Annotated in this window: 19 protein-coding genes; 5 read left to right on the top strand and 14 right to left on the bottom strand. The window is 67.4% G+C overall.

Features of this window, described 5'->3' with window-relative positions; translation table 11 throughout:
• Position 1: 1 nt before the first annotated feature.
• Positions 2-1069 (bottom strand): potassium channel family protein, encoded by a 1068-nt coding sequence (locus tag NOF53_RS19875; protein ID WP_255971887.1) that lies wholly within the window; start codon positions 1067-1069, stop codon positions 2-4.
• 120 nt (positions 1070-1189) lie between these two features.
• Here NOF53_RS19875 and NOF53_RS19880 point away from each other — a divergent pair, with 120 nt between their 5' ends.
• Positions 1190-1588, top strand: coding sequence for a DoxX family protein (locus NOF53_RS19880; protein WP_255971888.1), 399 nt, complete (start codon positions 1190-1192; stop codon positions 1586-1588).
• Here NOF53_RS19880 and NOF53_RS19885 read toward each other — a convergent pair.
• Both NOF53_RS19885 and NOF53_RS19890 read right to left on the bottom strand, forming a co-directional pair.
• Positions 1579-4899: an ATP-dependent helicase gene (locus NOF53_RS19885; RefSeq protein ID WP_255971889.1), complete on the bottom strand. Its 3321-nt coding sequence runs from the start codon at positions 4897-4899 to the stop codon at positions 1579-1581. The two genes, NOF53_RS19880 and NOF53_RS19885, sit on opposite strands and share 10 nt — an antisense overlap.
• Complete coding sequence (locus tag NOF53_RS19890; RefSeq protein WP_255971890.1) at positions 4896-8195, bottom strand: ATP-dependent helicase; 3300 nt, start codon at positions 8193-8195, stop codon at positions 4896-4898. Before NOF53_RS19890 ends, NOF53_RS19885 begins: the two co-directional genes overlap by 4 nt.
• Positions 8196-8250: 55 nt before the next feature.
• On the opposite strand from NOF53_RS19890, the gene NOF53_RS19895 reads away from it, so the two are divergent.
• The gene (locus NOF53_RS19895) at positions 8251-9036 is read left to right on the top strand and encodes an alpha/beta fold hydrolase (RefSeq protein WP_255971891.1); all 786 of its coding nucleotides are present in this window, start codon (positions 8251-8253) and stop codon (positions 9034-9036) included.
• The gene (locus NOF53_RS19900; RefSeq protein WP_255971892.1) at positions 9036-9332 is read left to right on the top strand and encodes an MGMT family protein; all 297 of its coding nucleotides are present in this window, start codon (positions 9036-9038) and stop codon (positions 9330-9332) included. Before NOF53_RS19895 ends, NOF53_RS19900 begins: the two co-directional genes overlap by 1 nt.
• Positions 9333-9343: 11 nt before the next feature.
• Here NOF53_RS19900 and NOF53_RS19905 read toward each other — a convergent pair whose 3' ends face one another.
• Together NOF53_RS19905 and yczR are read right to left on the bottom strand one after the other, a co-directional pair.
• A complete protein-coding gene (locus NOF53_RS19905) occupies positions 9344-10594 on the bottom strand; it encodes a lipase family protein (RefSeq protein ID WP_255971893.1) in 1251 nt (416 codons plus the stop codon).
• Positions 10595-10739: 145 nt separating this feature from the next.
• A complete protein-coding gene (yczR, locus tag NOF53_RS19910) occupies positions 10740-12185 on the bottom strand; it encodes a MocR-like transcription factor YczR (protein WP_255971894.1) in 1446 nt (481 codons plus the stop codon).
• A 210-nt stretch (positions 12186-12395) separates the two neighbouring features.
• Between yczR and NOF53_RS19915 the strand changes: the two genes are divergently transcribed.
• Positions 12396-14144, top strand: coding sequence for an NTP transferase domain-containing protein (locus NOF53_RS19915; RefSeq protein ID WP_255971895.1), 1749 nt, complete (start codon positions 12396-12398; stop codon positions 14142-14144).
• Positions 14145-14148: 4 nt separating this feature from the next.
• Here NOF53_RS19915 and NOF53_RS19920 read toward each other — a convergent pair whose 3' ends face one another.
• The 6 genes from NOF53_RS19920 to NOF53_RS19945 all read right to left on the bottom strand — a co-directional run bounded on the left by NOF53_RS19920 (position 14149) and on the right by NOF53_RS19945 (position 21885).
• Complete coding sequence (locus NOF53_RS19920; RefSeq protein WP_255971896.1) at positions 14149-14853, bottom strand: sirohydrochlorin chelatase; 705 nt, start codon at positions 14851-14853, stop codon at positions 14149-14151.
• Positions 14850-16007, bottom strand: coding sequence for a uroporphyrinogen-III synthase (locus tag NOF53_RS19925; protein WP_255971897.1), 1158 nt, complete (start codon positions 16005-16007; stop codon positions 14850-14852). Before NOF53_RS19925 ends, NOF53_RS19920 begins: the two co-directional genes overlap by 4 nt.
• Positions 16004-16459, bottom strand: a complete 456-nt coding sequence (nirD, locus tag NOF53_RS19930) for a nitrite reductase small subunit NirD (protein WP_255971898.1) — start codon at positions 16457-16459, stop codon at positions 16004-16006. The genes NOF53_RS19925 and nirD overlap by 4 nt, the downstream gene beginning before the upstream one ends.
• Positions 16460-16540: 81 nt before the next feature.
• Entirely contained in the window at positions 16541-19051 is a 2511-nt protein-coding gene (gene nirB, locus NOF53_RS19935; RefSeq protein ID WP_255971899.1) for a nitrite reductase large subunit NirB, read from the bottom strand.
• Between the two features lie 54 nt (positions 19052-19105).
• Positions 19106-20512 (bottom strand): nitrate/nitrite transporter, encoded by a 1407-nt coding sequence (locus NOF53_RS19940; RefSeq protein ID WP_255971900.1) that lies wholly within the window; start codon positions 20510-20512, stop codon positions 19106-19108.
• A gap of 89 nt (positions 20513-20601) precedes the next feature.
• Entirely contained in the window at positions 20602-21885 is a 1284-nt protein-coding gene (locus NOF53_RS19945; protein ID WP_255971901.1) for an MFS transporter, read from the bottom strand.
• A gap of 11 nt (positions 21886-21896) precedes the next feature.
• On the opposite strand from NOF53_RS19945, the gene NOF53_RS19950 reads away from it, so the two are divergent.
• Positions 21897-22562 (top strand): FadR/GntR family transcriptional regulator, encoded by a 666-nt coding sequence (locus tag NOF53_RS19950; RefSeq protein WP_255971903.1) that lies wholly within the window; start codon positions 21897-21899, stop codon positions 22560-22562.
• Between the two features lie 26 nt (positions 22563-22588).
• On the opposite strand, the gene NOF53_RS19955 is transcribed toward NOF53_RS19950, so the two are convergent.
• The 3 genes from NOF53_RS19955 to NOF53_RS19965 all read right to left on the bottom strand — a co-directional run bounded on the left by NOF53_RS19955 (position 22589) and on the right by NOF53_RS19965 (position 25899).
• Complete coding sequence (locus tag NOF53_RS19955) at positions 22589-23443, bottom strand: TIGR02569 family protein (RefSeq protein ID WP_255971905.1); 855 nt, start codon at positions 23441-23443, stop codon at positions 22589-22591.
• A gap of 98 nt (positions 23444-23541) precedes the next feature.
• Positions 23542-24744 (bottom strand): adenylyltransferase/sulfurtransferase MoeZ, encoded by a 1203-nt coding sequence (moeZ, locus tag NOF53_RS19960; RefSeq protein WP_255971907.1) that lies wholly within the window; start codon positions 24742-24744, stop codon positions 23542-23544.
• A 141-nt stretch (positions 24745-24885) separates the two neighbouring features.
• Positions 24886-25899: a DUF3152 domain-containing protein gene (locus tag NOF53_RS19965; protein ID WP_255972035.1), complete on the bottom strand. Its 1014-nt coding sequence runs from the start codon at positions 25897-25899 to the stop codon at positions 24886-24888.
• Positions 25900-26106: the final 207 nt, after the last annotated feature.

The following is a 26106-nucleotide window of genomic DNA, read 5'->3' on the forward strand; positions in this document are numbered from 1 at the left end:
GTCAGTTAGCGACCCTACGGATGTACAGCAGCCGGTCGTTCTCCTCCACCGAATCGACCTCCGGGGAGCCGACACGCACGAGTCGCCCGTCCCGGACGACACCCAGAACGATGTCGGCGAGATGTCGCGGCGAACCGCCGATCTCGTCGCGTTCCACGGCCCGCTCGGCGATCGCGAACCCGGCCTCGGGAGTGAGCAGGTCCTCCATCATCTCGACGACGCTGGGCGTCGTCGTGGCGATGCCGAGAAGGCGGCCCGCGGTCTCGGAGGACACCACCACGGAGTCGGCGCCCGACTGCCGCAGCAGGTGGGTGTTCTCCGACTCTCGAATGGCCGCCACGATCTTCGCTTTCGGCGCGATCTCGCGCGCCGTCAAGGTGACCAGCACGGCCGTGTCGTCGCGGTTGGCCGCCACGATGATGGCCGCCGCATTCTGGGCGCCCGCCAAGCGCAGGACGTCGGACTTGGTGGCCGAACCGTGAACCGTGACGAGCCCTTTGCTCGCCGCGGATTCGAGGACCACCTGGTCGGTGTCGACCACGACGATGTCAGACGGCGTCACGCCGTCTCCGAGCATCGCATCGATCGCGGTGCGTCCCTTCGTTCCGTAACCGATCACGACCGTGTGATTACGCACGTGCTGCCTCCAGCGCTGAATTTTGAACGCCTGCCGGGAACTCTCCGTCAATGCAGAAAGCGTCGTACCGACCAGGACGATGAGGAAGAAGATTCGAAGAGGTGTGATGAGCAGGACGTTGATCAGTCGCGCCGACGGGGTGAACGGGGCGATGTCGCCGTATCCGGTGGTCGACAGGGACACCGTGGCGTAATAGACGCAGTCGAGCAGGGACAACTCGTTGTCCTGTGTATCGCGATACCCGTCGCGGTCGATGTAGACGATGAGAACGGCCAACGCCAGCGCGGATAGGGCGATCGCCACCCGTCGGGAGATCGCCCGCGCAGGACTGGACTGCAGCTGGGGGATCCTGAGAACACCCACCAGCGCGAAGTCCGGCCGGTCCGTGAGGGTGTCCGACCTGCTCAATCTCGCACGCAGCCTACCGGCCATATATTCGTCTCCACATTGCACAGAACTCCGACATCGGCTGGCAGCCTATCCCCGATCCTCCCTGAAGCGACACGGCGGCGCTCGTTGTCGTGCCCGGAGTGGTTCAGGCAAGCTGTCGTCATGCAAGAAGACAGCCCCCTTCCCCGGACCGGTCAGAAGCCCGCGCTCCGACTCGCCGCCCTGCTCCTCGGCATGGGTGTCCTCCACTTCGCCGTTCCCAAGTTCTTCGACGCACTCGTTCCTGAGCAGCTCCCAGGAGACCCGCGTACGTACACCTACGCGTCGGGCGTGGCCGAACTTGCGGTGGGCACAGCGCTCGCGGTACCGAGAACGCGGCGCCTCGGGGGCGGACTGGCCGCCCTTCTCTTCCTCGCGGTGTATCCGGCCAACATCTCCATGGCCGTCGACTGGGTGAGGAGCCCCAAGACGTCGACCCTGCAGAAAACTGGTGTGCTGCTGCGCCTTCCACTGCAGATCCCGTTGATCACCGAGGCCCTGAAAGTGCGCCGTCAGGCCTGACTCGTTTCCACGTCCGCGCCGGCGGTCCGGATGAGGCCGGCGAGTGCATCGGCGTCGGGCAGGGTGTCCGGCGCAATCGTGCGGCCTGTGCGCACATAGTGGAACGCGGCACGCACGCGGTCGAGGGGTACGTCCATCAGCTCGGCCCAGGCGAGCCGATACGCGGCCAGCTGCATCACCACCGATTTCTCCTTGTCTGCGCCCGGCTCGGCCCCCGTCTTCCAGTCGATCACCGTCCAGCCGCCGTCCGGGTCTGCAAACACCGCATCGATCCGACCACGAAGAACCGTGCCTGCCACCGACGTCTCGAACGGCACCTCCACCTCGATCGGGCTGCGATGCGCCCACGACGAACGCAAGAATGCGTCCTGCAGTGTCACGAGGTCCGTTTCGGGTCCTGCGTCCGTATCGGCAGCACCTGGGAGCTCGTCGAGGTCGAGCAGGCGGGTGGCGCCGAATCGGCGCTCCACCCAAGCGTGGAACGCTGTTCCCCGGCGCGCCAACGGATTCGGCGGGTACGGAAGTGGCCTGCGCAACCGCGCAGCGAGCGCATCCGGGTCCGCCTCGAGCTCGACCAGCTGACTCACCGACAGCTGCGCAGGCAACACCACCTCGGTGAGTGCATGCGCGCGGGCTTCCCTCTCGGCGAGGAGCGCGTCGACGTCGGCTGCCCAATTCTCGGGGTCCTCTTTCCCTTCCGTGGACGGATCGTCGATCTCGGTGAGCGCCGCGAGTACCAGGGACGCCCCGCGCTCGACCGACTCACGTCGCAATCCCAGCGGGTCCGGCGGCCACGCCGCCGCCTTGGGGGTACTGGTGAGTGGGTTCTGCGTCTCGGGGTCGGGTGCGGGCGCCCATATCTCCACCACGCCGAGACCCTCGTGTGTGTCATCGGTGAGCATGTCGCGGAGTTCGGTGAGGAACTCGGACGGGCCCTTCGGCTCGCTTCCCGACTCCGCCCAGTGATGACCCGAAGCGAACAGCACCCGCTCCGTCCTCGTGAGTGCAACGTAGAAAAGCCGGCGATCCTCATCGAGCTTGCGCGCCGCGAGCGCCGCCTTGTGCGATGTGACGACATTCTCGAGATCTTTGCGGTCGTACAAGTTCTCGAGATCGAGAACCGGTACGCCATCCGCGGATTCTCCCGGCCGCACGCGGTCACCGCGCAAGGACGGCGGCAATTCACCGAGCGCCCCGAGCCAGGTTCCCGTCGCGGTTCGAGACGGGAACACGCCCGCGGTGAGGTGTGGCACCGCCACTACTTCCCACTCGAGCCCCTTCGCGGAATGCACCGTGAGCACCTGGACGCGATGGGGATCGACCTCCACTTCGCCGGGCGCGAGGCCTTTTTCGACCGATTCGGCCGCCGAGAGGAACGCAAGCAAGCCTGTGACCGTGGCCGAAGACCGGCTGGCGTACCCGGCGACGACATCGGCAAATGCGTCCAGATGTTCGCGCCCGGCGCCTGTTCCCGCTGAAGTGCGGGTCCGGGCCTGAGCCTCGATCGCGATCCCGAGAACCCGTTCCACCTCGGCGACCAGTTCGGTGAGCGGCTGTCCGATCCGCTCACGCAGAGATGCCAGCTCGGCCGCGACCGCAGTGATGCGCGCGTACCCCACCGTCGAATATCGTTCGGCTGGTCCGGGATCCGCCAACGCGTCGGCCAGCCCTGCCTGCTCGGCCTGTTCACCAGGCAATGCGCCGTCGACGGCCTCGGCCAGTGCCGAGGAGTCGGTGACGGCGCCGGTGGTGCCGTACCCGGTTCCGATGGCCAGCTCCCTCGCTCGCCGGGACAGGGCCGTGAGGTCTGCCGCCCCGATCTGCCACCGCGCCCCCGTCAGCATCCGGACGGCCGCACTGCCCGCCATGGGGTCGGCCACCACACGCAGCATCGCGATCACGTCGGCTACCTCGGGAGTGTGCAGCAACCCGCCCAGACCCACGACCTCGACGGGAAGTCCGCGTGTGCGCAATACCTCCGCCATCGGGGCGGCGTCGGCGTTACGTCGAATCAGCACTGCCGCCGTCGGTGGATCCTCTCCCCTGCTCGCGGCCTGCGCGTACTGCTCTGCAATGCGGTCGGCAACCCACTCGCGCTCCTCGACCACGTCGCCGGTCAACGCCAGCCGCATGTCGCCCCGAACCGCCTGCGGCCGCGCCCGCAGCGTACTGACCTGCACTCCCCGCTCGCGCAGCGGTGCCGAAGCCAGGTTGGCGAGGGCCAGCGCCTCGGGTGGGTTCCGCCAACTGGTCAGCAATTCCAATGTGGGCGCCGGTGTCCCGTCCGGTAACGGGAAGTCGGTGGCGAACCGGGGCAGGTTGGCTGCCGACGCGCCACGCCAGCCGTAGATCGACTGCATCGGGTCACCCACCGCGGTGAGGGCGAGCCGCCCGTCGAGGCCGCCGCCGAACAACGAGGACAGCAACACACGCTGCGAGTGCCCGGTGTCCTGGTATTCGTCGAGCAACACCACCCGGAAGCGCGCACGCTCGGCGTGCCCTACCTCCGGGTGGTCCGACGCCACGCGTGCTGCGAGCGACATCTGACTCCCGAAATCGAGGGCACCCTCCCGCCTGAGCGTCTCCGCGAGGCGCTGCACCAGCGGAAGGAGTTCCACCCGCCGGTGCTGCGTGTCGAGAATGTCGAGCAGATCCTTGCCAGGCCCGCCCCGCTGGCGTGGGCCGGCCGGCAGTGTGTGGACGAGCTTGTCGAGTTCGGTGTGCGCCTCCCGCAGATCCTCGGGTTCTACGAGGTGTTCCGCCAATTGTCCGGAGAGCGCCAGCACGGCCTCGGTAACGGACGCGGGATTCCGGTCGGTGTCGAGGTCGCCGTCCCACGAACTGACCACGCGATGAGCCAGTTGCCACAGTTCCGTTTCCGACAACAAGGTGGCGGACGGTTCGATGGGCAGCAGCAGCCCGTGCTCGGACAGCAGCCGACCGGCGTACGCGTGGTAGGTACTGACCTCCGGCTCCCCGGCCAGGAGTTTCGACCTCAGCTCGCCGCTGGGATCAACCCGGTGAAGAAGTTCCGAACCTGCCAGCCGGGCAAGTCTTTTCCGGATTCGACTGGTGAGCTGCTGAGCGGCCTTGCGGGTGAAGGTCAGCCCCAGCACCGCTTCTGGGTCGACGAACCCGTTGGCGACGAGCCACACCACCCGCGCCGCCATCGTCTCGGTCTTTCCGGCTCCGGCGCCGGCGACGACGAGCGTCGGCCCCAGCGGGGCGGCGATGACCGCCGCCTGTTCCGGTGTCGGTGGATGCTGGCCGAGTCCGACGGCGAGTTCCACCGGGTCGATACGGGCTGTCATTCGGATGTCACCTGCCGACCCTCGTCGTGCGCCGGGCAACTCGTCCGCACCGGGCAGTGCCGGCATCCGTCGTTGACGCGGGCAAGGAACTGTGGCCCCTTCGTAGCGGCGGCCGCGGCGGAAATGACGGCCAGCCAGGTGTCGATGTCCTCATCCGACAACGGCGCCTGCACACGCTGCGTGGCGCCTTCCTTCTTGTGCGGTTTGGCCACGAACACCAGCCGGGCCCCACCGGGTTTCGAGGCCGGCTCACCCTCGATCGCACCGGCCGCGGCCGCTACCTGATACGCCGCGAGCTGCGCGTGCTGCTGCGCGTCCTGCTTGCTCACGGGTGCACGAGCGGTCTTGACGTCGACGATCACGGGCCTGCCCTCGGCGTCCCGTTCGAGCCGGTCGATCCGTCCACGCAGTCGAATTGCCGGCGCACCCTCCTCCCTCGGTTCCAGCACACCGTCGACAGCGACCTCGACACCGACCTCGGTGAGCTCCGACCGTGTATTGGCGAGCCATGCGGTGAATGTGGCCAGCATGTCCCGGGTCCGTTCGAGTTCACGTCGCGAATACCACTGCGAACCCAGATCGATGGAATCCCAGGCGTCTTCGAGTGCACGTTCCACCTGATCCGCCGGTATTCGGCCGGCGAGCGCCTGCACCAAGGTATGCACGAGCGTTCCCGCAATGGCATGGGTGTTGTCGCCGTCGGTTCCGCCGTGGCGTTCGAGGAGCCAGCGCAGCGGGCAGGTGCCCAGTAGGTCGACGGTGGACGGTGACAACGACACCGGGCCGTCCTCCTCCGTCCACAACGCAACTGCGGTACTGGGCTCGGCGGTGCCATACCACTGGTCCGGATGGGCCCCACGGACACCGGCCTGAGCAAGTCGAGCCAGTTGACGAGCGGCTCGGCGCTGCCGATCCGGATCGTTCTGTGCCACATCGGGATCGCAGACGACACTGCGTAACTCGGCGACGAGCGCGGGGAGCGCGAGAACGCGGGTGGACGGGTCCGTTACCGGTCCCACCGCATCCGCGATGTCCGCGCTGTCGTCTCCGGCGAGTAGTTCGTCGACGAAACGCGAGTGAACGAGATCGGTGTCGCTCCCCGCCGAGTCGACGGCCGTCACCAGGAGACTCCGCTTGGCACGGCTGCACGCGACCAGGAAGAGACGGCGTTCCTCCGCCAGAAGCGGTGCGGTGCGCGACATTCGATCTGCCGCCCCCGCACTGCCGTCGGACACCCCACCGACAAGATCGATCAGCGCCTCGGTTCCGAGCAGACTTCCGCGCGCCCGCAGACTCGGCCACAGCCCCTCCTGCACGTTCGCCACCGCCACGACATCCCACTCACGACCCGCCGCGGAATGCGCGCTGAGCACCGTCACCGCATCGTTCGGTACGACCGAGGTACTCCGCGACGAACTCGGAATGGCCTGGCCGGTGAGATAGTCGACGAAACCGGCGAGCTGAGCGCGTGGCAGCCGGTCTACATAGCCGGCGGCGGCGTCGAACAGCGCGACCACGGCGTCGAGATCGCGGTCTGCCTGTGCACCGATTGGGCCACCCCGCGCCGACGCCGCCGCCCAACGTCGTTCCAGCCCCGTCGCCTGCCAAGCCGCCCAGAGGATCTCTTCGACACCCCGTCCGCGGTCGAGCTGTGCACGCGCCTTGCGGAGTACGGACAACACTCTGTTGAGCGAAACGGCCTCCACGTCGGTGAGCTTGGCCACGACCGTACGGGTGCTGCCTGTCTCCCCGATCACGATGAGACGCAGCAACTCTGCCGAGTCACGGTCGCCACCGGAGGCAACTTCTGCGCGACGCAGACCCCGCCGGAGCCGCCGGAGAGCCACCGGTTCGGCCCCACCGATCGGTCCGGCGAGCAGAGCGAGCGCGTCCTCCCCGGTGAATTCCTCGCCCGACAATGCACGGAGCACCAGCATCAGTCCCGACACTCCGTGCCGTCGAGCCAACGGCAGTTCGGACGCCGGTGTGGTGACCGGCACTCCCGCACCGAGGAGCGCCCGCCGGAGCGGGGCCAGAGCACGGGGCACCGAGCGCACGATCACCGCCATGTCGGACCACGAAACCCCGTCGAGGAGATGCGCGCGGCGCAAGGTATCGGCGATGAGCGCGGCTTCCTTGGCGGGTGTGCTCAGTATGCGCACGGACCTGCGGCCGCCGTCGTTCGAGGGAACCCATGTGCGGTGGGGCAGCCGGCCGGGCAACCGGGAGGTGATACGTGCCGACGTCGCCGCCACCTCCGAGGCGCTGCGAAAGTTGTGTGGCAGAACGATCTGCCGCTCGTCGCCCTTGTCCGCGAGCCCGATCAGGAATGCGGGATCAGCTCCACGGAAGCCGTAGATCGACTGGTCCGGATCCCCGACAACGAGGACGGTCCGGGTGCCGGTGCCGACGAGACGGACCAGCTCGGCCGCCTGGGGATCAAGGTGCTGGGCGTCGTCGACCAGGAGGTGGCGCACGCGTGCACGTTCCGTCCGCAGGAGGTCAGGGTCGGTTGCGAACGCCGTCAGTGCGGCGCCGATGAGCTCGGCGGCATCGAGAGCGGGGGCCGTGGCTTCGGGAGCCTCCACGCCGACCGCCCCTCGCAGCAACATGCCGTGCTCGTATCGTGCAGCGAATTTCCCGGCCGCCACCCACTCGGGCCGCGAGTGGCGACGCCCCAGCGCGACGAGATCCTCTGGGCCGAGCCCACGTTCACTCGCACGCAGCATGAGGTCTCGCACCTCGACGGCGAATCCGCCCAGCCCCAGGGCGGGCCGCAATCGCTCGGGCCAGAGCTCGGCGCCGTCGGCGATGTCGCCGTGGAGCATCTCGCGCAGGACGGCGTCGTGTTCGGCTCCCGTGATGAGTCGCGGCGGTGGGTTTCCGTGCGCCGCGGCTTGGAGGCGCAGGACTGCGAACGCATAGGAGTGCACCGTGCGCACGAGTGGTTCACGCGTGGCGCGGGGACCGTGTTGTTCGTCATGTCCGATGAGAGCCGCGGTGATCTCCTCGCGGAGACGCCCTGCCGCTCGACGGGACTGTGTGAGCACCAGCACGGACTCGGGATCTTCCCCACCGGAGATGCGGTCGACCGCGACATCGACGAGGAGCGCCGTCTTGCCCGTTCCCGGGCCGCCGAGCACCTGCCAAGGACTCCAGCCCACACCCGGCGACGTGGCGGCGAAGACGCGCCTCGTCGATTCGTCCCATACCCGGCTTGGCCGCTCGGGTCGACGACGGTGCACGAGCCGGGCGCGGGGAACAGCCGTCCTGGTACGCACCGCCGAATCCGTCATGCGGGCATTCCACCAGACCGGTCCGACATCTCCTCGATCGGCCCGATCCGGCATCATGGGTTGTGTGTCAGCACTGCATACCTACTTGTTCGGCGCCGAGGACGGCCCCGAGATCCTCGCCCTGCACGGCGTGACGGGTCACGGCAAGCGCTGGCAGGCGCTGGCAGGCGATCACATTCCCGATGCGCGCTGGATCGCGCCGGATCTGCTCGGCCACGGCCGTTCCAACTGGTCACCACCGTGGAACTTCGAATCCCATGTCTCGTGCGTGATCGACACATTGTGTGCTCACGCCCGAGGCCCGGTTCTGGTAGTCGGTCACTCGTTCGGCGGCGCGCTGGCTCTGCACCTCGCCCGGGCGGTCCCCGAGCGCGTCCGTGGTCTGGTCCTGCTGGATCCGGCGATCGGCCTCGATCCCGAGATGATGCGATCCGTGGCGGACGACACCATCGCGTCGCCCGATTACACCGACGTCGAGGAGGCGCGTTCGGAGAAGGTGCACGGCTCGTGGGGTGAAGTGGACGCCGACGTACTCGAAGCGGAGATCGCCGAGCACCTGATTCCCCTCGCGAACGGCCGGGTGAATTGGCGAATGTCGGTACCGGCGCTTGTCGCGGCGTGGGGTGAATTGGCGCGTCCTGCAGTTCTTCCGCCGGCCAACCTGCCCACCATCCTCGTCCAGGCTGCCAAGGTGCATCCGCCGTACGTCACACCTCAGTTCCGACGCTCCCTCACCGAGCGTCTGGGTGAGCACCTCACCGCCGTCGATCTCGACTGCGATCACATGGTCCCGCAGGCCCGGCCCGACGAAGTGGCTCAGCTCATCCGCAAGCTTCTCTGATGCCCGCCACGACGGAGGAGCAGGTCGAACGCGTTCGCGAACTGGTCGCGTCGATTCCCTCCGGCTCCGTGGCGACGTACGGCGACATCGCCACCGCCGCCGGGTTGTCGAGCCCACGCACAGTCGGCTGGATCATGCGCACCGATTCCGCGGATCTGCCCTGGCATCGCGTTCTGGGTGCCAGCGGCCGTCCAGCGGAACATCTCGCGCATCGCCAGATCGCGAAACTCGAACTCGAGGGCGTGCCCGTGCGGGACGGTCGCGTGGATCTCGCGGCGGCGCGGCACCAGTTCTGACCGGACGGCGCTCAGCAGGTACTGGGCGGTGGATCGCCGCGGAATCGCGCATCCATCCAGTCCAGTCCCTGGAAGACGCCGAGAGCGGCCGCAGACAGATGGTCGGGTGTGGGAGTGAGGAGCGTTTGCACCGGTGTTCCGGCCTCGCAGTAGCGACGGAGCGTGTTGTCGATGGAGTCGACCGGAATCAGCGCGTCGGTGGGGCTGTGCCATTCGAAGATCGGCGTCTTCGGCACGCCCGGATACAGCTCGACGCTGTTCTCGTCCATCACCTTCCAGGCTTCGGGATTGTCCATGAAGTTCTTGTTGTCGGTCATTTCCGTGGCGCTGCGCCCCACGCCGAACAGCATGATCTCGTTGGTGCATCCGTTGCCGATCATCTGCTTGAGCCAACGGCCCTGAGCATTGAGTTGGCTGGTGACGTCGATGCGGTCGGGATACTCACGTTCCAACCCGAGCGCGGCGGCCATCGCGAGACCGAAAGCAGGGTGCGGATTGGAACCCAGGCCTTGTGCCATCTTCCCCAGATTCATGGGAGCACCTCCGATGGCCGCACCGACGATGTCGAGTTCGGGCGCGTAGGTGGGCGCCAATGCCGCAGCCCAGGCGGTGGCCATTCCACCGCCGGAATATCCGCCCAGCCCCACCTGACTGTTCGTGACCAGCAGTTCCGGTACCTGCTTCACTGCGCGGATTCCGTCGAGGGTGATCTGGCCACCCAGCTTCGCAGCACCGTACGCCATCCGCGGTCCGAGGTGATCGGGCAGAGAGACCGCCCACCCACGGGCCAGCGCGATGTTGAGACCGGCGGCCTCACGGATCTGGTGGAGCGGGTCGCTCGTGTACAGCTCGGTGACGATCTTGCACTTGTGCCCCAGCGAATTGATGATGTGCTGGTACGACACCAAGGGCCCGTCCGGGGCGTGATTCGCGGGCAAGACGTAGGTGGTGTTCGCCGCAATGGGGTTCCCCTGCGAGTCGGTGGACCGGAAGAGCACCTCCCACATCGCGCTGCCGGGGAAGTAATACGACGGCGGCAGCTGGCGCACCCTCAGGACGTCACCGGGCGCACGCTCCGCGATGTCCGGCGTCGGCTGATAGAACGGATCCGGGTCCGGGATGGGGAACGCCACGTCCGACGTCGGGGGCGCAGGGAACAGCGGTTGCGCCGCACCGGTGCCGGCACCTGCGAGGGCAGCGGCCAGGCCGAGAACGGTGACCGCGACGGCGGCGCCCAGGGATCTAGGAATCAACGAGCGCATAAGGAACCCCACAATCCGGCGAGCAGGTCGACGGCCATCACTATGCCAGACGGTTGCGGAGAAGCCGCCATCTTTCCGGGTACCGAACAGGTCTCTGACCGATACTTCGGTTCACAGGTATTTTTTCGCTGACCTGACCGGACTGTCAGACGACGAGAGTTGTCGCCGAAGACACCGGCGGTCCGCCCGACATCACCAGCGTGGCCAGCACATCGACGGCAGCAGTCAACTCGGTGACCGGTCTGGTGAACGGGAGACGCTGGTGGTCGTCGAACAGATGGCCCGTACCGAAGCGAGGTCCCGGGGCCAGCAGAAGGTTCCTCGCGCGTGCGGCTGCTACGAGTTCGCTCGAACCGGTTCCGGTTGGGAGGCGGCACCACAACGACAGCCCGCCAGACGGCAGGTGAAAGCTCCAACCCGGCAATCGCTCGGCCACGACCGCCGCAAGGGCGTCCCGCTGCCCTCGCAGCTCCCGGCGACGGCGTCCGACCAGCTCGTCGTGCCGCGCGAACAGTCGTACCGCTGCGAGTTGGTCGAGGACCGAGACCGACAGCTGTCTGCGCGCCATGATCTTTGCGAGTTGCGTGGTACGCGCAGCCTCGGCCCGAACCCAGCCGATCCGGATTCCGCCCCACACCGTCTTACTGAGACTTCCGATGGCCACCGTCACGGACTCGGGTACGGGAACACCGAAAGGCTCGTGGCAGCCCGAATCATCAAGGACGAGTTCGGCTGCCACCTCGTCCACGACGGTCACCACTCCGTGCCGCGCGAGGGTCGCGGCCAGCCGACGCCGACCGTCGGCCGTCGCCCGGGCTCCGGACGGGTTGGAGAAGTCCGGCATCAGATACGCCACGGTGGGGGCGCTCTGTCGAGCAGCGCGATCCACCTCGGCGACGAATGCGTCGGGATTCGTGGCATCGATCGGCACGGGAACGGGACGGCCCCCTGCCGCCTGCACGGACTCGACCGCACCGGGATAGGTGGGGTGCTCGACCAGCACACGGTCGCCGGTCTGGACCAGAGCCTCGAGCACCACCTCCGTGGCGTCGCCCGCACCTCCGGTGACCAGGATCTGATCTGGGGTGGTCGGGCGTCCCCGGCGCGAATAGTGGTCGGCTATGGCCGCGCGAAGCGTCGTCAGGCCACCGGGGTGATACCCGTGCTGGGGCAGGAATCGGGGCAATTCGTCGACCGCTTCGAGGTACGCGTCGCGAAGTTCGGGCGCAGCCGCGGGCGCCGCATTGACGAGATCGATGGCACCGTCGACGGGCGCGCCCACCATGCTTCCCCATGCGAGAGGACCCGAGGGCATCGACACGTACGTTCCTGATCCGTGCCGTGCCGAGGCCCAACCTGCCTCGCGCAGTTCACGATACGCAGCACTCACGGTCACCCGGCTGAGGCGGAGCTCCTCCGCGAGAGCCCGTTCGGCCGGCAACCGCACTCCGACGGTGAGCGAACCCTCTCCCACGCGACGGCGCAGGGCGTCCGCCAGCTCCCGGTACAGCGGTTGGCCACTTCCGGACATCCCGCCGAGAAGCGTCGCCAGTCCTGCAGCCGACATGGTTCGCACTGCTTCGTCGCTCATACAGGCCACTTTCCCACAGAGGACTGAAGATCGCGGTCCAATCCGCGGCAGACAATGTCCTCATGTACGCAATCACCGCGGTTTTGGTATTCGGCTCCGCATCCGTGGCCTGGCTCGCTGTTGCCGTGGCACGCGGGGGTCGGTCCGGACCGTCCGGTCCTCCCCGCAGCCACCTGCACAGCGACTAGGTGGGTGCGGCAGCATGAGGGAATGAACTCTGCCCCACTCGTTCACGCGATCGTCCTCGCCGGAGGACGAGCAACCCGGATGGGCGGGGTGGACAAGCCCGCGATGGTCGTCGGTGGGCGGCGAATGCTCGACACGGCACTGGAGGCGGTCGGTGCTTGTACACGGGTGGTCGTCGTCGGCCCCCGACGCGACGATCTCGACTCCACCGTTCTGCAAACTCAGGAGGAGCCCGCCGGCGCCGGTCCGGTGGCGGGAGTTTCCGCTGGACTCGCCGCCCTCGAGGCAGGGCCCGGCGACCGGGTCGTTCTGCTCGCGTCGGACCTGCCTTTCGTCGACGCCTCGATGATCACAGCAATCGTCGCCGCGCTCGAGGAAGCCGACGCAGCGTTCGCCGTCGACGAGTCCGGACGCCTGCAGTTCCTGCTCTCGGCATGGCGCGTGGGCACCCTCGGCGAGCAAGTGGGCTCGCTCGGGGCCGCCGTCAACCAACCGATGAAAGCGATTGTCCCGGAGCGGTTTGCCACCGTGACCCTCCGCGGGGTCCTCGATTGTGACACCCATGAAGAACTCGAGCAGGCGCGGACGACGCAACCGGCGACCGCGCTCACGATCGAGGAAGCGCTCGGGGCGATCGTCGACACCATCCCTGCGCTCGCGCCTCGACAGGCGCGGCTCGCCCAGTCGCTCGGCTCTGCGCTGGCGGAGCCACTGATCACCGCCGAGGCATTGCCCCGGCTCGCCGTCTCCGCGATGGACGGGTATGCGGTCGCAGGAGAAGCTCCGTGGGTGCTGCGTGACGACATCCGATACGCGGGCAGCACCCACGAACTCGAATTGGTGCCGGGCGAGGCCGCGCGCATCGCCACCGGAGCGCATCTCCCCCGCGGTGCCACCGCCGTGGTTCGAGACGAGTTCGCCTCGATCGCACAGACCTCTGCAGGACCGCGCCTGTCTCGCCGGGAGGGCACACCAGTCCGCGACGACACCCGCCGCCGGGGTGAGGACTGGGAGGAGGGCCGCCTTCTGGCACCTGAGGGAACCGCTGTGACCCCGGCGCTCATATCGGCCGCCGCCAGCGCGGAAGTGAACGCCGCGGCAGTCCGGGGGCCTGTGCGGGCCCATGTCGTGGTGACCGGGGACGAGATTCGCCGGGACGGACCGCTGCGCGAAGGGCAGACCCGGGATGCTCTGGGACCCGTTCTCCCGCAGTTTCTTTCGTGGTGCGGTGTGCGGACGATAGCGGACACGCACCTACGTGACACCGCGGACGGTTTCGACGAGTTGCTTCGCGAGGTGCGTGAGACCGACCTGATCGTCATTGTGGGTGCTACCGGCGGCGGCGCGGCTGATCAGTTGCGTGCCGCGCTCGACCGGGCCGGGGCACGCACGGTCGTCGGCAGGGTCCGCTGCCGACCCGGCGGTTCGCAGGTGACTGCAGTGCTGCCCGACGGCCGGGTTGTCCTGGGGCTTCCCGGCAATCCCTATGCCGCCGTCGTCACCCTGCTGATCATCGCTCCGGCCATCGTGGCCGCGTTGACGGGCCGTCCACACGCCGCCTTGCCTCGGGGACGGGTCACCAATGCCGCCGAGGTGAGCGGTGAGGTGGCCCGCATTCTGCCCGCCGCGGCGCAACCCGACGGAACATGGAAGGTCGACACCGCGATTCGGACTGCGCATCTCGCCGGACTGATCGACCGTGATGCGCTCGCGCTCGTCCCGGCGCACGCCGCCGACGGCGACCTCGTGGAGTTGCGGTGGCTTCCACGCTGACAGGTCAGCGCTGGAACGACAGCGCACGCAGCGCGGCAGGAATTCCGCTGCGGTAGCGCTCCGCCACCAGCCCGACGACGGTGGGGTCCACACCCAACGGTTCGGCGACACCGTCCGCGCCTGCGTCACCGAGGCGAGCGTGGAAGAGACCGTGCGCGAGGAGGTACGACGCGATGAACACGCGCTCCTCGCCCTGTGCGCGCAATGATGCGACGACAGCCGGCACCCGAGGATCGGCGGTGGCCACGAATCCGATGCGGACCCGCGTCGCCGCGAGTTCCGCCAACATCGCCGCGGCGCGGCGCACGTCGCGGAGTGCGCGCGGGTCGGACGATCCGGCTGCAGCGAGGACGATTGCATCCCCCGGCTGCCACCCGGCGTCCACCAGACGACGCAGGAGTACTTCGGCGAGAACGGGGTCGGGGCCGAGTGCCCGGGTGACGGCGACCGACGGGTGCCCGCTGTCCGCCACTTCCCTGGGAACGTCGGTGTGAACGTGGTAGCCGGACGCCAGGAACGCCGGAACCACGACGGCAGGGCCCGCAATGTCACGCAGGACCTCGGACGGCGACGGTCCGAGAACGTCGACGAACGAGACGCGCGTCGGACCGACCTGTTCGGCGACGGCGTCCGCGAGCGTGGCGATCATCTCGACCCCACGAGGACTGCGCGTGCCGTGGGCCACCAATACCAGTGCTGTCTCGCTCATCGAAGTTCCTCCTCACGGGCGTCGACGCAGTCGACGGGGTCGAGCGCAAGGCGGTAACCCCGCTTGACCACCGTCTGCACCACTTTCGGTGCCCCCAGGGAGGCTCGGAGCCGGGCCACGGCAGTCTCCACCGCGTGAGTGTCACCGCCGCCTCCCGGCAACGCCGCGAGCAGTTCCTCGCGGGGAACGACGCGACCCGGCCGTGCGCCGAGTGTCCGCATCAACGACATCGCGGCGGGCGGCAGCTGCCGAACCTCACCGTCGACCACGACACACCCGCCACGGATGCTGAGCTCGTGGCCCGCTGTCTGGATTTTGTTGGCTCGCCGGGGCAGCTCGTCGGCGATGTGCCGGGCCAGGGCGCCGAGCCGCGAGCGTTCCGGCATCGTCGTCGGCACCTCGAGCTCGCGCAGCGGTCCGGCAGTCACGGGTCCCACGCAGACGGCGAGCACGCGGTGGCGGAGCGAGTGCAGCACCACCTCGATGAGGCCCGTCTCCTTGGCCCGCGTCAGGAGTGACGCCACTGCCGGGGCGCTGGTGAAGCTGACCGCGTCGAGTCCGCCGCTGGCGATGAGATCGATCATCCGGTCCATCGGAGCCTGATCCTCGAGGGGTGTCCACCGATAGACCGGCACGGCGATCACGTCGGCGCCGGCACACCGGAGCACCTCGCAGAAATCGGCGATCGGCTCCCATTCGGTGGTGGCGCCGTGCAGCTGCACGGCGATCCGTTTGCCTTCGACACCCTCACCGAGGAGGTGGTCGAGCACTTCTGCCGACGACTCCGACGCCGGCGACCATTCTTCCCTCAGATCGGCGGCGCGGATGGCGCCCTTGGCCTTGGGGCCTCGGGCAAGCAACCGGCTGGCTGCCAGTGCCCGGCCGAGCTCTTCCGCTTCGCCCCAGCCTTCTGCGGCCTCCATCCAGCCGCGGAATCCGATTCCGGTCGTGGCGACCACGATCTCGGGCGGACTATCGATGATCTGGCGCGTGACCCGCTCGAGCTCGGTGTCGTCGGCCAACGGGATGATCCGGATCGCCGGGGCATGCACCACCGTGGCGCCCCGCCTCGTCAGCAGTGTCGCAAACTCCTCGGCACGTCGTGACGCGGTGATTCCGACCGTGAACCCACACAGGGGTGTCCCATCGCTCACGAACTCGAAGCCCCCGTCACGGCCACGTCGACAGCAGGCGACTCCGCGACGATTCCGTGTGAACTGTGGATTTGAACGACACCGGCCCAGACGCGCACGTCGTACACGGGAAGGCGAACTGAATCGTCGTCCAGGCAGCGGCCGTCGATCAGGGAGAACACCTGCTTGAGCAGGGGCGACGCGACAGTGGGCTCCCCCGCCCGGTCACCGACGAGACCGCGGGACATCACGGCCGCGCGTCCGTACGGGTCGATGTTCCCCACGGCGCGCAGGGATCCGTCCTCGAGAAGGAACAGCGCCACCTGCTCACCGCCGCGCAGCAGAACTGCCACGCCGAGTCCGGGTATCAACTGGCTGAGTGGGCATGCGGACGTCCATTCGAGCCGGCCTGACTGGACGCTCTCGCGCCTGTTTCCACTGGCACTGTGCACGCTCACGTCGACGACGGTCATCACAGTCCTCCTTCGGGGCTGGTGCGTTTCCGTGTGGGGTACATACTTCGGGTCTGGTGTTTCCTGGGCGTTAAGCGGGGATTACTCCGAGGTAGAAGCTGCAAATTTCGGCATCCCCATCAACACCGGGACCTTGCGGACACCGGTGTCGTCGAAGACGACGGTCGGATCGGCTTCGTCCGGCGCGTTGACGAACGACACGAACCGAGAGAGCTTCTCCGGGTCTTCGAGCACACCCGCCCATTCGTCCTTGTAACCCTCGACGTGCTTGGCCATCGCTGCTTCGAGCTCGGCCGCGATACCCAGGCTGTCCTCGCACACCACTGCCTTCAGGTGCTCGAGCCCGCCCTCCAGTGTTTCCACCCAGGGCGCCGTGCGCTGGAGACGGTCCGCGGTGCGGATGTAGAACATGAGGTAGCGGTCGATGTAGCGGACCAATGTCTCGTCGTCGAGCCCACCGGCGAGCAGCTGCGCGTGCTTCGGCGACTGACCGCCGTTACCGCCGACGTACAGATTCCAGCCGTTCTCGGTGGCGATCACGCCGACGTCCTTGCCGCGCGCCTCCGCACACTCGCGGGCACATCCCGAGACACCGAACTTGATCTTGTGCGGTGACCGCAGTCCGCGGTAGCGGTTCTCCAGGTCTACGGCCATGCCTACGGAGTCCTGGACCCCGTAGCGGCACCAGGTGGACCCGACACAGCTCTTGACCGTGCGCAGTGACTTGCCGTACGCCTGGCCCGACTCCATTCCGGCGTCGACGAGGCGCTTCCAGATGGCAGGCAGCTGCTCGACGCGGGCACCGAAGAGGTCGATGCGCTGACCGCCGGTCACCTTGGTGTAGAGACCGAAGTCGCGAGCCACCTCGCCGATGACGATGAGCTGCTCCGGCGTGCACTCGCCGCCGGGCATCCGCGGCACCACCGAGTAGGTGCCGTTCTTCTGGATGTTCGCCAGGAAGTGGTCGTTGGTGTCCTGCAGGCCGGCCTGGTTGCGGTGCAGGATGTGATCGGAATCGGTGGACGCGAGGATCGACGCGACCACCGGCTTGCAGATGTCACATCCGGAACCCTTGCCGTACTTGGAAATCAACGCGGAGAAGGTGCGGGTGTTCGTGGCCTGCACGATTTCGAAGAGTTCGGCACGCGACTGCTCGAAGTGCTCACACAGCGCCTTCGACATCACCACGCCCGACGAGGCCAGCAACTGCTTGATGGTCGGAAGGCAGCCGCCGCAGGTGGTCCCGGCGTTCGTGCAGCTCTTCACCTGGGCGATGTCGCAGGCACCCTCGGCGATGGCCCCGCAGATCGCGCCCTTCGTGACGCCGTTGCAGGAGCACACCTCGGCGTCGTCGGGGAGCGAGCCGGCGCCGGGCTTCTCGCCTGCCGGCGAAATGAGCGACGCCGGATCACCCGGCAGTTCACGACCGACGAGCGGACGCAGCGACGCATACGCGGACGCGTCGCCGACGAGAATGCCACCGAGCAGGGTCTTCGCGTCGTCGGACACCACGAGCTTGGCGTAGGTGCCCTTCGCGGCATCGTTGAGGACGACCTCGAGCGCGCCGGGGGTCTGCGCGTGGGCGTCGCCGAAGCTGGCGACGTCCACACCCATCAGCTTGAGCTTGGTCGAAAGATCGGCGCCGGGGAACTCGGCCGCACCGCCGAGGAGGCGGTCCGCCACGATCTCCGCCGTGGTGTACCCGGGAGCGACCAGTCCGTAGCACCGGCCTTCCACCGCGGCACACTCGCCCACCGCGTAGATGTTCTCATCGGAGGTACGGCAACCGAGGTCGGTGATAATCCCGCCGCGTTCGCCGACCTCGAGCCCTGCGTCGCGGGCCAGCTGGTCCTGGGGCCGCACGCCGGCTGAGAACACCAGGAGCGCTGCCTCGATCGTCGATCCGTCGGACAGTTCCACGGTGATGCCGTCAGCGCCCTCGGTGATTGCCGCGGTACCGACACCCGCGTGGACGGTGACGCCGAGGTCCGTGACGAGCTTGGCCAGCAGCGCTCCACCGCCCTCGTCGACCTGCAGCGGCATCAATCGCGGCGCGAACTCCACCACGTGCGGGGTCATGCCCATCAGCTTCAGCGCGTTCGCTGCCTCGAGACCGAGCAGACCGCCACCGACCACCACACCGACGGCACCGGGACCGGCCGCCTCGGCGCGGGCCCGGATGCCGTCGAGGTCGTCGAGCGTGCGGTAGACGAAACACTCGGGCCGATCGTGGCCCGGGATCGGCGGGACGAACGGGTACGACCCCGTCGCCATGACCAGAGCGTCGTAGGCGACGACCTCCCCCGAATCGGTCGTGACCTTGCGCGATTCACGATCGATCGACGCGGCGCGGCGGCCGATCCGGAGGTCCACCAGAGCATCACCCTGGTAGTCGTTGCCCGCGAGCGCAAGCTCCTTGGGGTCCCACGCCCCGACATAGGAGGAGAGTCCCACGCGGTCGTACGCGGGGAGGGGCTCCTCGCAGAGCACCGTCACCGACCAGTCGTCCGACTCGTCGCGCGCGCGGAGCGCCTCGACGAAGCGGTGCCCGACCATTCCGTGCCCGATCACTACTGCTGACTTGCGGCTCATGCCGTCGCTCCTTCTAGCTGAATTACTCGAGTTCTTGCGGTAACTGCTCGCCGGTCACGCCGAGACGGAGACCTTCTCGTCGCCGTCGGTGACAGAGATTCCGCGAGTGATGGACGGGCGGCGCAGGAACACGACCCAGGTAACGGCGATGCAGGCGACGTAGAAGGCGAGGAACACCCAGAACGCCATGGTCGCCGACTTCGCGGCCCCACCGTAGGAGGCACGAAGTACCAGGTTGATGCCGACGCCGCCGAGGCCTCCGATCGCACCCGCGAAACCGATGAGGGCTCCGGACATCGCCCGCGACCAGGCCGCCTTGGCCTCCCGGCTGAGCCCGTCGAGGCCCTGTGCCTTGGCCTCGAAGATGGACGGGATCATTTTGTAGACCGAGCCGTTGCCGATTCCCGCCAGCAGGATCAGGGCGATGAAGCCGAACACGAAGGCCACCATCACACCGGCCGTTGCTGCGCCGGGTGTGCCGTCGTCGATGGTGCCCGCGGTGACGAGCACGGAGGCAGCCAGCGCCATGGCAACGAAGGTGTACAGCGTGATCTTTCCGCCACCGATCCGGTCGGCGAGTTTGCCGCCCATCGGTCGTGCGATGGAACCGAGCAGGGGGCCGATGAAGGCGATCTGCGCCGCGTGCAGTGCTGCCTGTGCGGGGGTCTCACCACCGGCGAGAAAGTTGATCTGCAGAACCTGGCCGAACGCGAAGCTGAAGCCGATGAACGATCCGAAGGTACCGATGTAGAGGAAGCTGATGACCCAGGAATCGGAGAACTTCAGCGCCTTGCCCATCGACCGGAGATCGGACGTCTGGTTACCGAGGTTGTCCATGAACAGGGCGGCGCCGACTGCCGCTACCGCAATGAACACCAGGTAGACGGCGCAGACGATCCACGGCTCCGTGTTGCCCACGGTGGCGATCACGAGCAGACCGACCAGCTGGATCATCGGGACACCGATGTTGCCGCCGCCGGCGTTGAGGCCGAGGGCCCAGCCCTTGAGCCGCTGCGGGTAGAAGGCGTTGATGTTGGTCATCGACGAAGCGAAGTTTCCGCCACCGACTCCGGCGAGCGCTGCCACGAGCATGAAGGTCGTGTAGGACGCCCCGGGGTTCATCATCAGATACAGGGTGAACAGCGTCGGGATCAGCAACACCAGAGCGCTGAAGATGGTCCAGTTGCGACCGCCGAAACGCGCCGTCGCGACGGTGTACGGGATCCGAAGAACCGAGCCGACAAGAGTGGGAACGGCGACGAGGAAGAACTTGCCCGCCGCGTCGATGCCGTAGATGTCGGTGGGCATGAACAGGACCATGACCGACCAGATCGACCAGACCGAGAAGCCGACGTGTTCGGCGACCACGGACCAGATCAGGTTCCGCTTGGCAATGTTCTTGTTGCCCGCCTCCCAGGCGTCGACGTCTTCTGCGTCCCAGTGCTCGATGTAATGCTTCACCCGGGCCTCCTCGTTGTGTGGGAGACCTAAAGGTAGAAAACGGGTGTTGCGGCGGTGCTGCGGTCGGTGACCGCAACGTCAACTGATCCTCACTTCCCGACGGAGTCGATGTGAGGTTTCGTGGACGTTTCGGCAGCGTGTCGATGAGCGTCCGAATTGCCGTTCCAGCTGTCCTCGAGCATCCGCGGCTTACACGCCTGAGCTCCCGCTATGACGAGGATCACTACCGCGCCCGTCAGAAATCCGAACGACAGCGTCCAGCCGTCGGTGGAATCGTGGAACACGCCGAACAGTAGCGGACCGAGGCAGGCGACGGCGTACCCCACGCCTTGCGTGAAACCCGACAACGTCGCCGAGCCGAGGTGCGTGCGGGTGCGCAGATTGATGAGGGTCAGCGACATCGGGAAGGTACTGGGGCCGAGCCCGAGCAGCACCACCCACAGGACCGGGGCCGACATCGGTGCGAAAAGGAGGCCGGAGAAAGCCACGAGGTAGCAGAGCGCACAACCGACCACGACCGGGAACGGATTACGCATCCGTGCGCACAGGGTGGGCGCGCCGAACGCAGCGACGAGACCCATGAAGGAGAAGAGACCTACCATCGCCCCACCGAACCCCTCGCTGGCACCGGCGTCGGCGAGGATGTCCGGGATCCAGGTGAACATCGAATACGTGATCATCGACGTCATCCCGAACATGCCCGCCATCCCCCATCCGACGGGTGATAGCCACGCCTTGCCGTGCGGAGTTCCCGAGGGAACACTCACCGGCTCCCCCGGCGGTGCGGAGGCCGCCCGGCGACGCGCCCTGACGAGCACCACGGTCCACGGCAGTGCGGCGGCGAAACCGAGCACGGCCCACACACCGATGGAGGTACGCCAGCCGAACGCCTCCGCGAGCGGGACTGCGACGAAGGCCGGCGCGATGGTCCCGATCTGCACACCGACGATGTACACCGAGCTCATCGCCGCCAGTGTGTCGGAGAAATAGCGCTTGACCAGAGGGGGAATGACGACGTTGCCGATCCCCATTCCGGCGAGCGCGAGCGCCGACAGCGCCAGCAACGACCACGTGTCACTCATCAGCGCCCGGGTGAGCATCCCGACGCCGGCCATCAGCACGGCCACGAGCGCCGTCCGTTCCAGTCCCCACCGCTTCGCGACGAGCGGAGTTGCCAGGCCGAACAGCGCGAACATCGCCGTCGGCACCATCCCGAACACGCCGACGACGGTGGGCGAGAATCCGATGTCCTCCCGAATCTGGGAGGCAAGGGGGCTGAACGACGTGACTGCCAACCGGAGGACGAGCGCCGACATGGCGATCGCGCAGAAGACGAGTAAGCGACCGCGCAGAAGTTTCACCTGAGAAATCATAGGATGACCGGATGACCTTTGGAAAACCAATTCGGCGCGCGAGCCTCATCTCGCAGGTCACCGAGCAGTTGCGGGAAGAGATCTGCAGCGGACGCTGGGCCGTCGGCGAGAAGATCCCAACCGAAACGGTGCTGTCCGAACTGACCGGGACGGGGCGCAACACCGTCCGGGAGGCAGTCCAGGCGCTGGTCCACACGGGATTGCTCGAACGCAGGCAAGGGTCCGGAACATACGTCGTCGCCATTTCCGATGTCGGTGGAACCCTCGGAAAGTACTTCGCCGGGGCACACGAGCGCGACGTGCTGGAACTGCGTCAGGCCCTCGACGTGACCGCCGCCGCCCTCGCCGCCCGTCGGCGCACCCCCGACGACGTCACCCGTCTCGAAGGCCTGCTGCGTGAACGCCACCGCCTGTGGGAGGAGTCGGCTACGGATGCGGCAATCACCGCTGATGTCGCGCTGCACCGCGCAATCGTGGAAGCCAGCCACAACGCGGTGTATCTCGAGTTCTACGACTCACTACTCCCCGCTATCGAGCACACCGTGGATCAGCACGTGCATGCCACAGGGGAAGGATTGCACGACGAGCACGGCCGCCTGGTGCGGGCCGTCGTCGACGGAGACGAGCATCGCGCATCACAGGCCGCGCGTGACCTGTTCGCCGAGCTCCTCGACTAGCCGGCCCCCTTCCGCGCTACGTCCACTCAGAGCAGGAGTCGCACCACGTCGGCGGTGCGAGCGAGTCCGGGAAACGCTTCGGCCGTGGACCGGGGATGCAGCACATGGACGGCAAGGCGGAACAAGACGGCACGCAACAGCATCTGCGGCCACTCGGGAAGGTCTTCCCAGCGTCCGATCAGCGCCTCGTCCGCCCCACCCCAGGAAATCGCGTCCACGACGGCCACTGCGGCCGCCCACGCCGCCGGCCGCCAGTACGGGGTGAGGTCGGTGATACCGGGTGCCAGCGCACCCGAGAACAGCACAGTGCCGAACAGGTCTCCGTGGACAAGCTGATCGGGGCTGACGACGGGTTTGCGCAGAGTCGCCAGGCCGGTGATCAGTTCGAGGCTCTTGCGACCGTCAGGCGACGGAGTTTCGAGTTGCTCGGCACCCTTCGCGCCGCGCAGGGGAATCTTCTCCCACGCCGCCCGATCGGCGGCCACGAAGACGTCGACCTCCGCCCACGGGGCCACCGGCGGCTGCACCAGGAAGCGGGGACGCTCCAACTGGGAGGTGGCGGCATGCAGCCGGCCCGACATGGAGACCACCTCGTCGTGACGAGGTTCGGGCGTGCCCTCGATGAACGTGTCCGCACGCCACCCCGAGACCACGTACCGACCGTCGGTGGAACGCACCGGACGAGCGAGCCGCACCCCGTCCACTTCCAGGGTTTCGCGCACCTTGGCCGACCAGGCGGCACGAGCGTGGTCGGCGACGGCTGAGAGGACTACGTCTCCACAGAGCCACCCGCCGTCCCAGTCCGCACCGAGTGGAATGGGCTCGACTTCCCGGAGGCCGAACGTGGAGCACACGTGCTGAGGGGGTTGGCCTGTGCTCACGACGTCAACGCTACCGCCGGGCGGCCCGGTGGCACTGTAAGGCGCGCTGAAGCACGCGGAGCGTGCGGTCGTGCGCCGGAGACCAGGACCCGCCGAACTCAGTAGACGGGCAGGCTGTTGTCCACCTGTGTGGCCCACGCAATGACTCCGCCCTGCAGATGCGTCGCGTCGGAGAACCCCGCCTTCTTGAGCGCCGCCAGCGCTTCGGCAGACCGCACACCGGTCTTGCAGTGCAGCACGATCGGCTTGTTCTGCGGCAGCTCGGCGAGAGCCTCCCCCGACAGGATGCGGTCCTTCGGGATCAGCACCGCACCGGGGAGATGGACGATGTCCCATTCGACGGGTTCGCGCACGTCGACGATCTGGAGGTCCTTCCCTGCGTCCAGAAGGTCTCGCAGCTCCGTCGCGGTGATGGTCGATCCGGCCGCCGCGGACTGGCCCTCGTCCGAGACGACGCCACAGAAGGCGTCGTAGTCGATGAGCTCGGTGATCGGTGTGCGCGCCGGGTCACGGCGAAGCGTGATGGTCCGATACGTCATGTCGAGTGCGTCGTAGACCATGAGCCGGCCGAGCAGCGATTCGCCGATCCCGGTGATCAGTTTCACCGCTTCGGTGGCCATGATCGACCCGATCGAGGCGCACAGCACCCCCAGCACTCCGCCTTCGGCGCACGAAGGGACCATCCCGGGCGGCGGCGCCTCCGGGTACAGGTCGCGGTAATTGAGTCCGCGCCCGTCCGGTGCGTCCTCCCAGAACACGGACGCCTGCCCCTCGAAACGGTAGATCGAACCCCAGACGTACGGCTTGTGCGCCAGTACCGCTGCGTCGTTGACCAGGTAGCGGGTGGCGAAGTTGTCGGTGCCGTCGAGGATCAGGTCGTACTGACCGAACAGCTCGACGGCGTTGTCGGGTTCGAGCCGGAACTCGTGTAACCGGACGTCAACGTGCTCGTTGATCTCCTTGATGGAGTCGCGGGCGCTTTCCGCCTTGGGCCTGCCCACGTCCGAGCGACCGTGGATGACCTGTCGCTGCAGATTGGACATGTCGACTTCGTCGAACTCGACGATCCCCAGGGTTCCGACGCCTGCAGCGGCGAGGTACAGCAACGCCGGGGAGCCCAGTCCACCCGCGCCGATGACGAGGACCTTGGCGTTCTTCAGCCGCTTCTGCCCCGCCATGCCGACGTCGGGGATGATCAGGTGCCTGCTGTAGCGGGCCACCTCGTCACGCGAGAGTTCGGCGTCCGGCTCCACCAGCGGGGGCAGTGGCTGCGGGGTGTTTCCAGAACGGTCAAGCGACACGGTCCACTCCTGACGATTACGCGACGGCTTCCGGCTCCGTCGAAGTGTCTCACTGTCGACACTTCGACAATGTCAGTGTCAACGCCTCGACAAGGCCCATTCTTCCCCTCCCGGCACCCCGTGGTTCCGGGTGGACGCAACTCAGCCGCGCGGGAACGGCCAGGGATTGAAATGGCACGTCAATCCGTTCTTGGGCACAATCCCTTCGGGGTCGAGTTCGGCGATGTCGTTGTTGGAGGTACCGAACGACTGCTGCATCATCACCGGGGCGAGACCGCCCTCCGTTTCACAGGGTTGATGATCCTGGTAGCCGATGGCATGACCGACCTCATGGTTGATCTGGTACTGCCGATACGAACCGATGTCGCCCTGGAAGGCGATTGCTCCGCGCACCCAGCGGGGCTCGTTGAGGAGGACGCGGTCGATTCCGGGGTTGTAGCAGGACACCTCGAGCTGGATGTCGTACCCGCAGGCTTCCCTGATGGTCATTTGAGAGGTCAGTGAAATGCGAAAATCCGGGTCACCCTGGTCTACCCGCCGGAACGCGAATCGGGGATCCTTGGTCCAGCTCTTCGGGTTCGACAGGGTCTGCTCGACCATCCGCCCGAACGATTCGTCTCCCCCGAAGCCCGAGGTGTCGACACCGTCCTCGATTTCGACGGAGTAGGTGAACTCCCTCTCGGTACCCTGCCCGACCTTGGGACCGCTGCCGGGCACGACCCGCCAGGTGCGGGCTCCCACGGCGGTGAACGGCCCGCCGTCCGGCAACGCCCCGGAGGGAAGGTCCGCCGCGAAGTTTCCATCCGCCTCGGGTGGCACACCGATGACACTCGAGCCGTCCGTGTCCCGGGACAGCGTCCCGAATCCGGGGCTGTCGGTGCCGGCTGCGGGGTCTCCGGCGCCGGTGCCGCGCACCGCGTCGACGACGACGAAGATCGTGACGACGAACAGAATCGGTATCGCATAGGCGCGCCACCCGTAGGTGGAGACGAATCGGCCGACCCTGCTCTGTTTCCGCGCCTGCCGTTCCGGTCTCGGATTTCGGGGCCGCGCGGCGTCTCCGGTAATCGGATCCCACTGTGCCCGGAGGGGCTGATGGGACTGCGCCTTGTATGTGGACTGCGAGGGGCGGGGACGGGCCTCACGCTGTTTCAGGCTGCGCGATTGCCACTCCCCGTGATCGGAGCTCTCGGGAGCCCTGCCGCGCACGCGCGGTCCTCCTCGGTCAGTCACGACGCCAGAATCTCACAGTCCGCCACCACCTCGTCCCAGCCGTCCACCGATGCCTTCTTCGGCGTGTCCGCCTCGTACCACCCGCAACACTGCGGCAACCCGTGTCAGCTGGTGAGTCCGAGAGCAGAT

Origin of the sequence: Rhodococcus tibetensis (genome assembly GCF_024438035.1) — a bacterium.
Taxonomy (GTDB): domain Bacteria; phylum Actinomycetota; class Actinomycetes; order Mycobacteriales; family Mycobacteriaceae; genus Rhodococcus_F; species Rhodococcus_F tibetensis.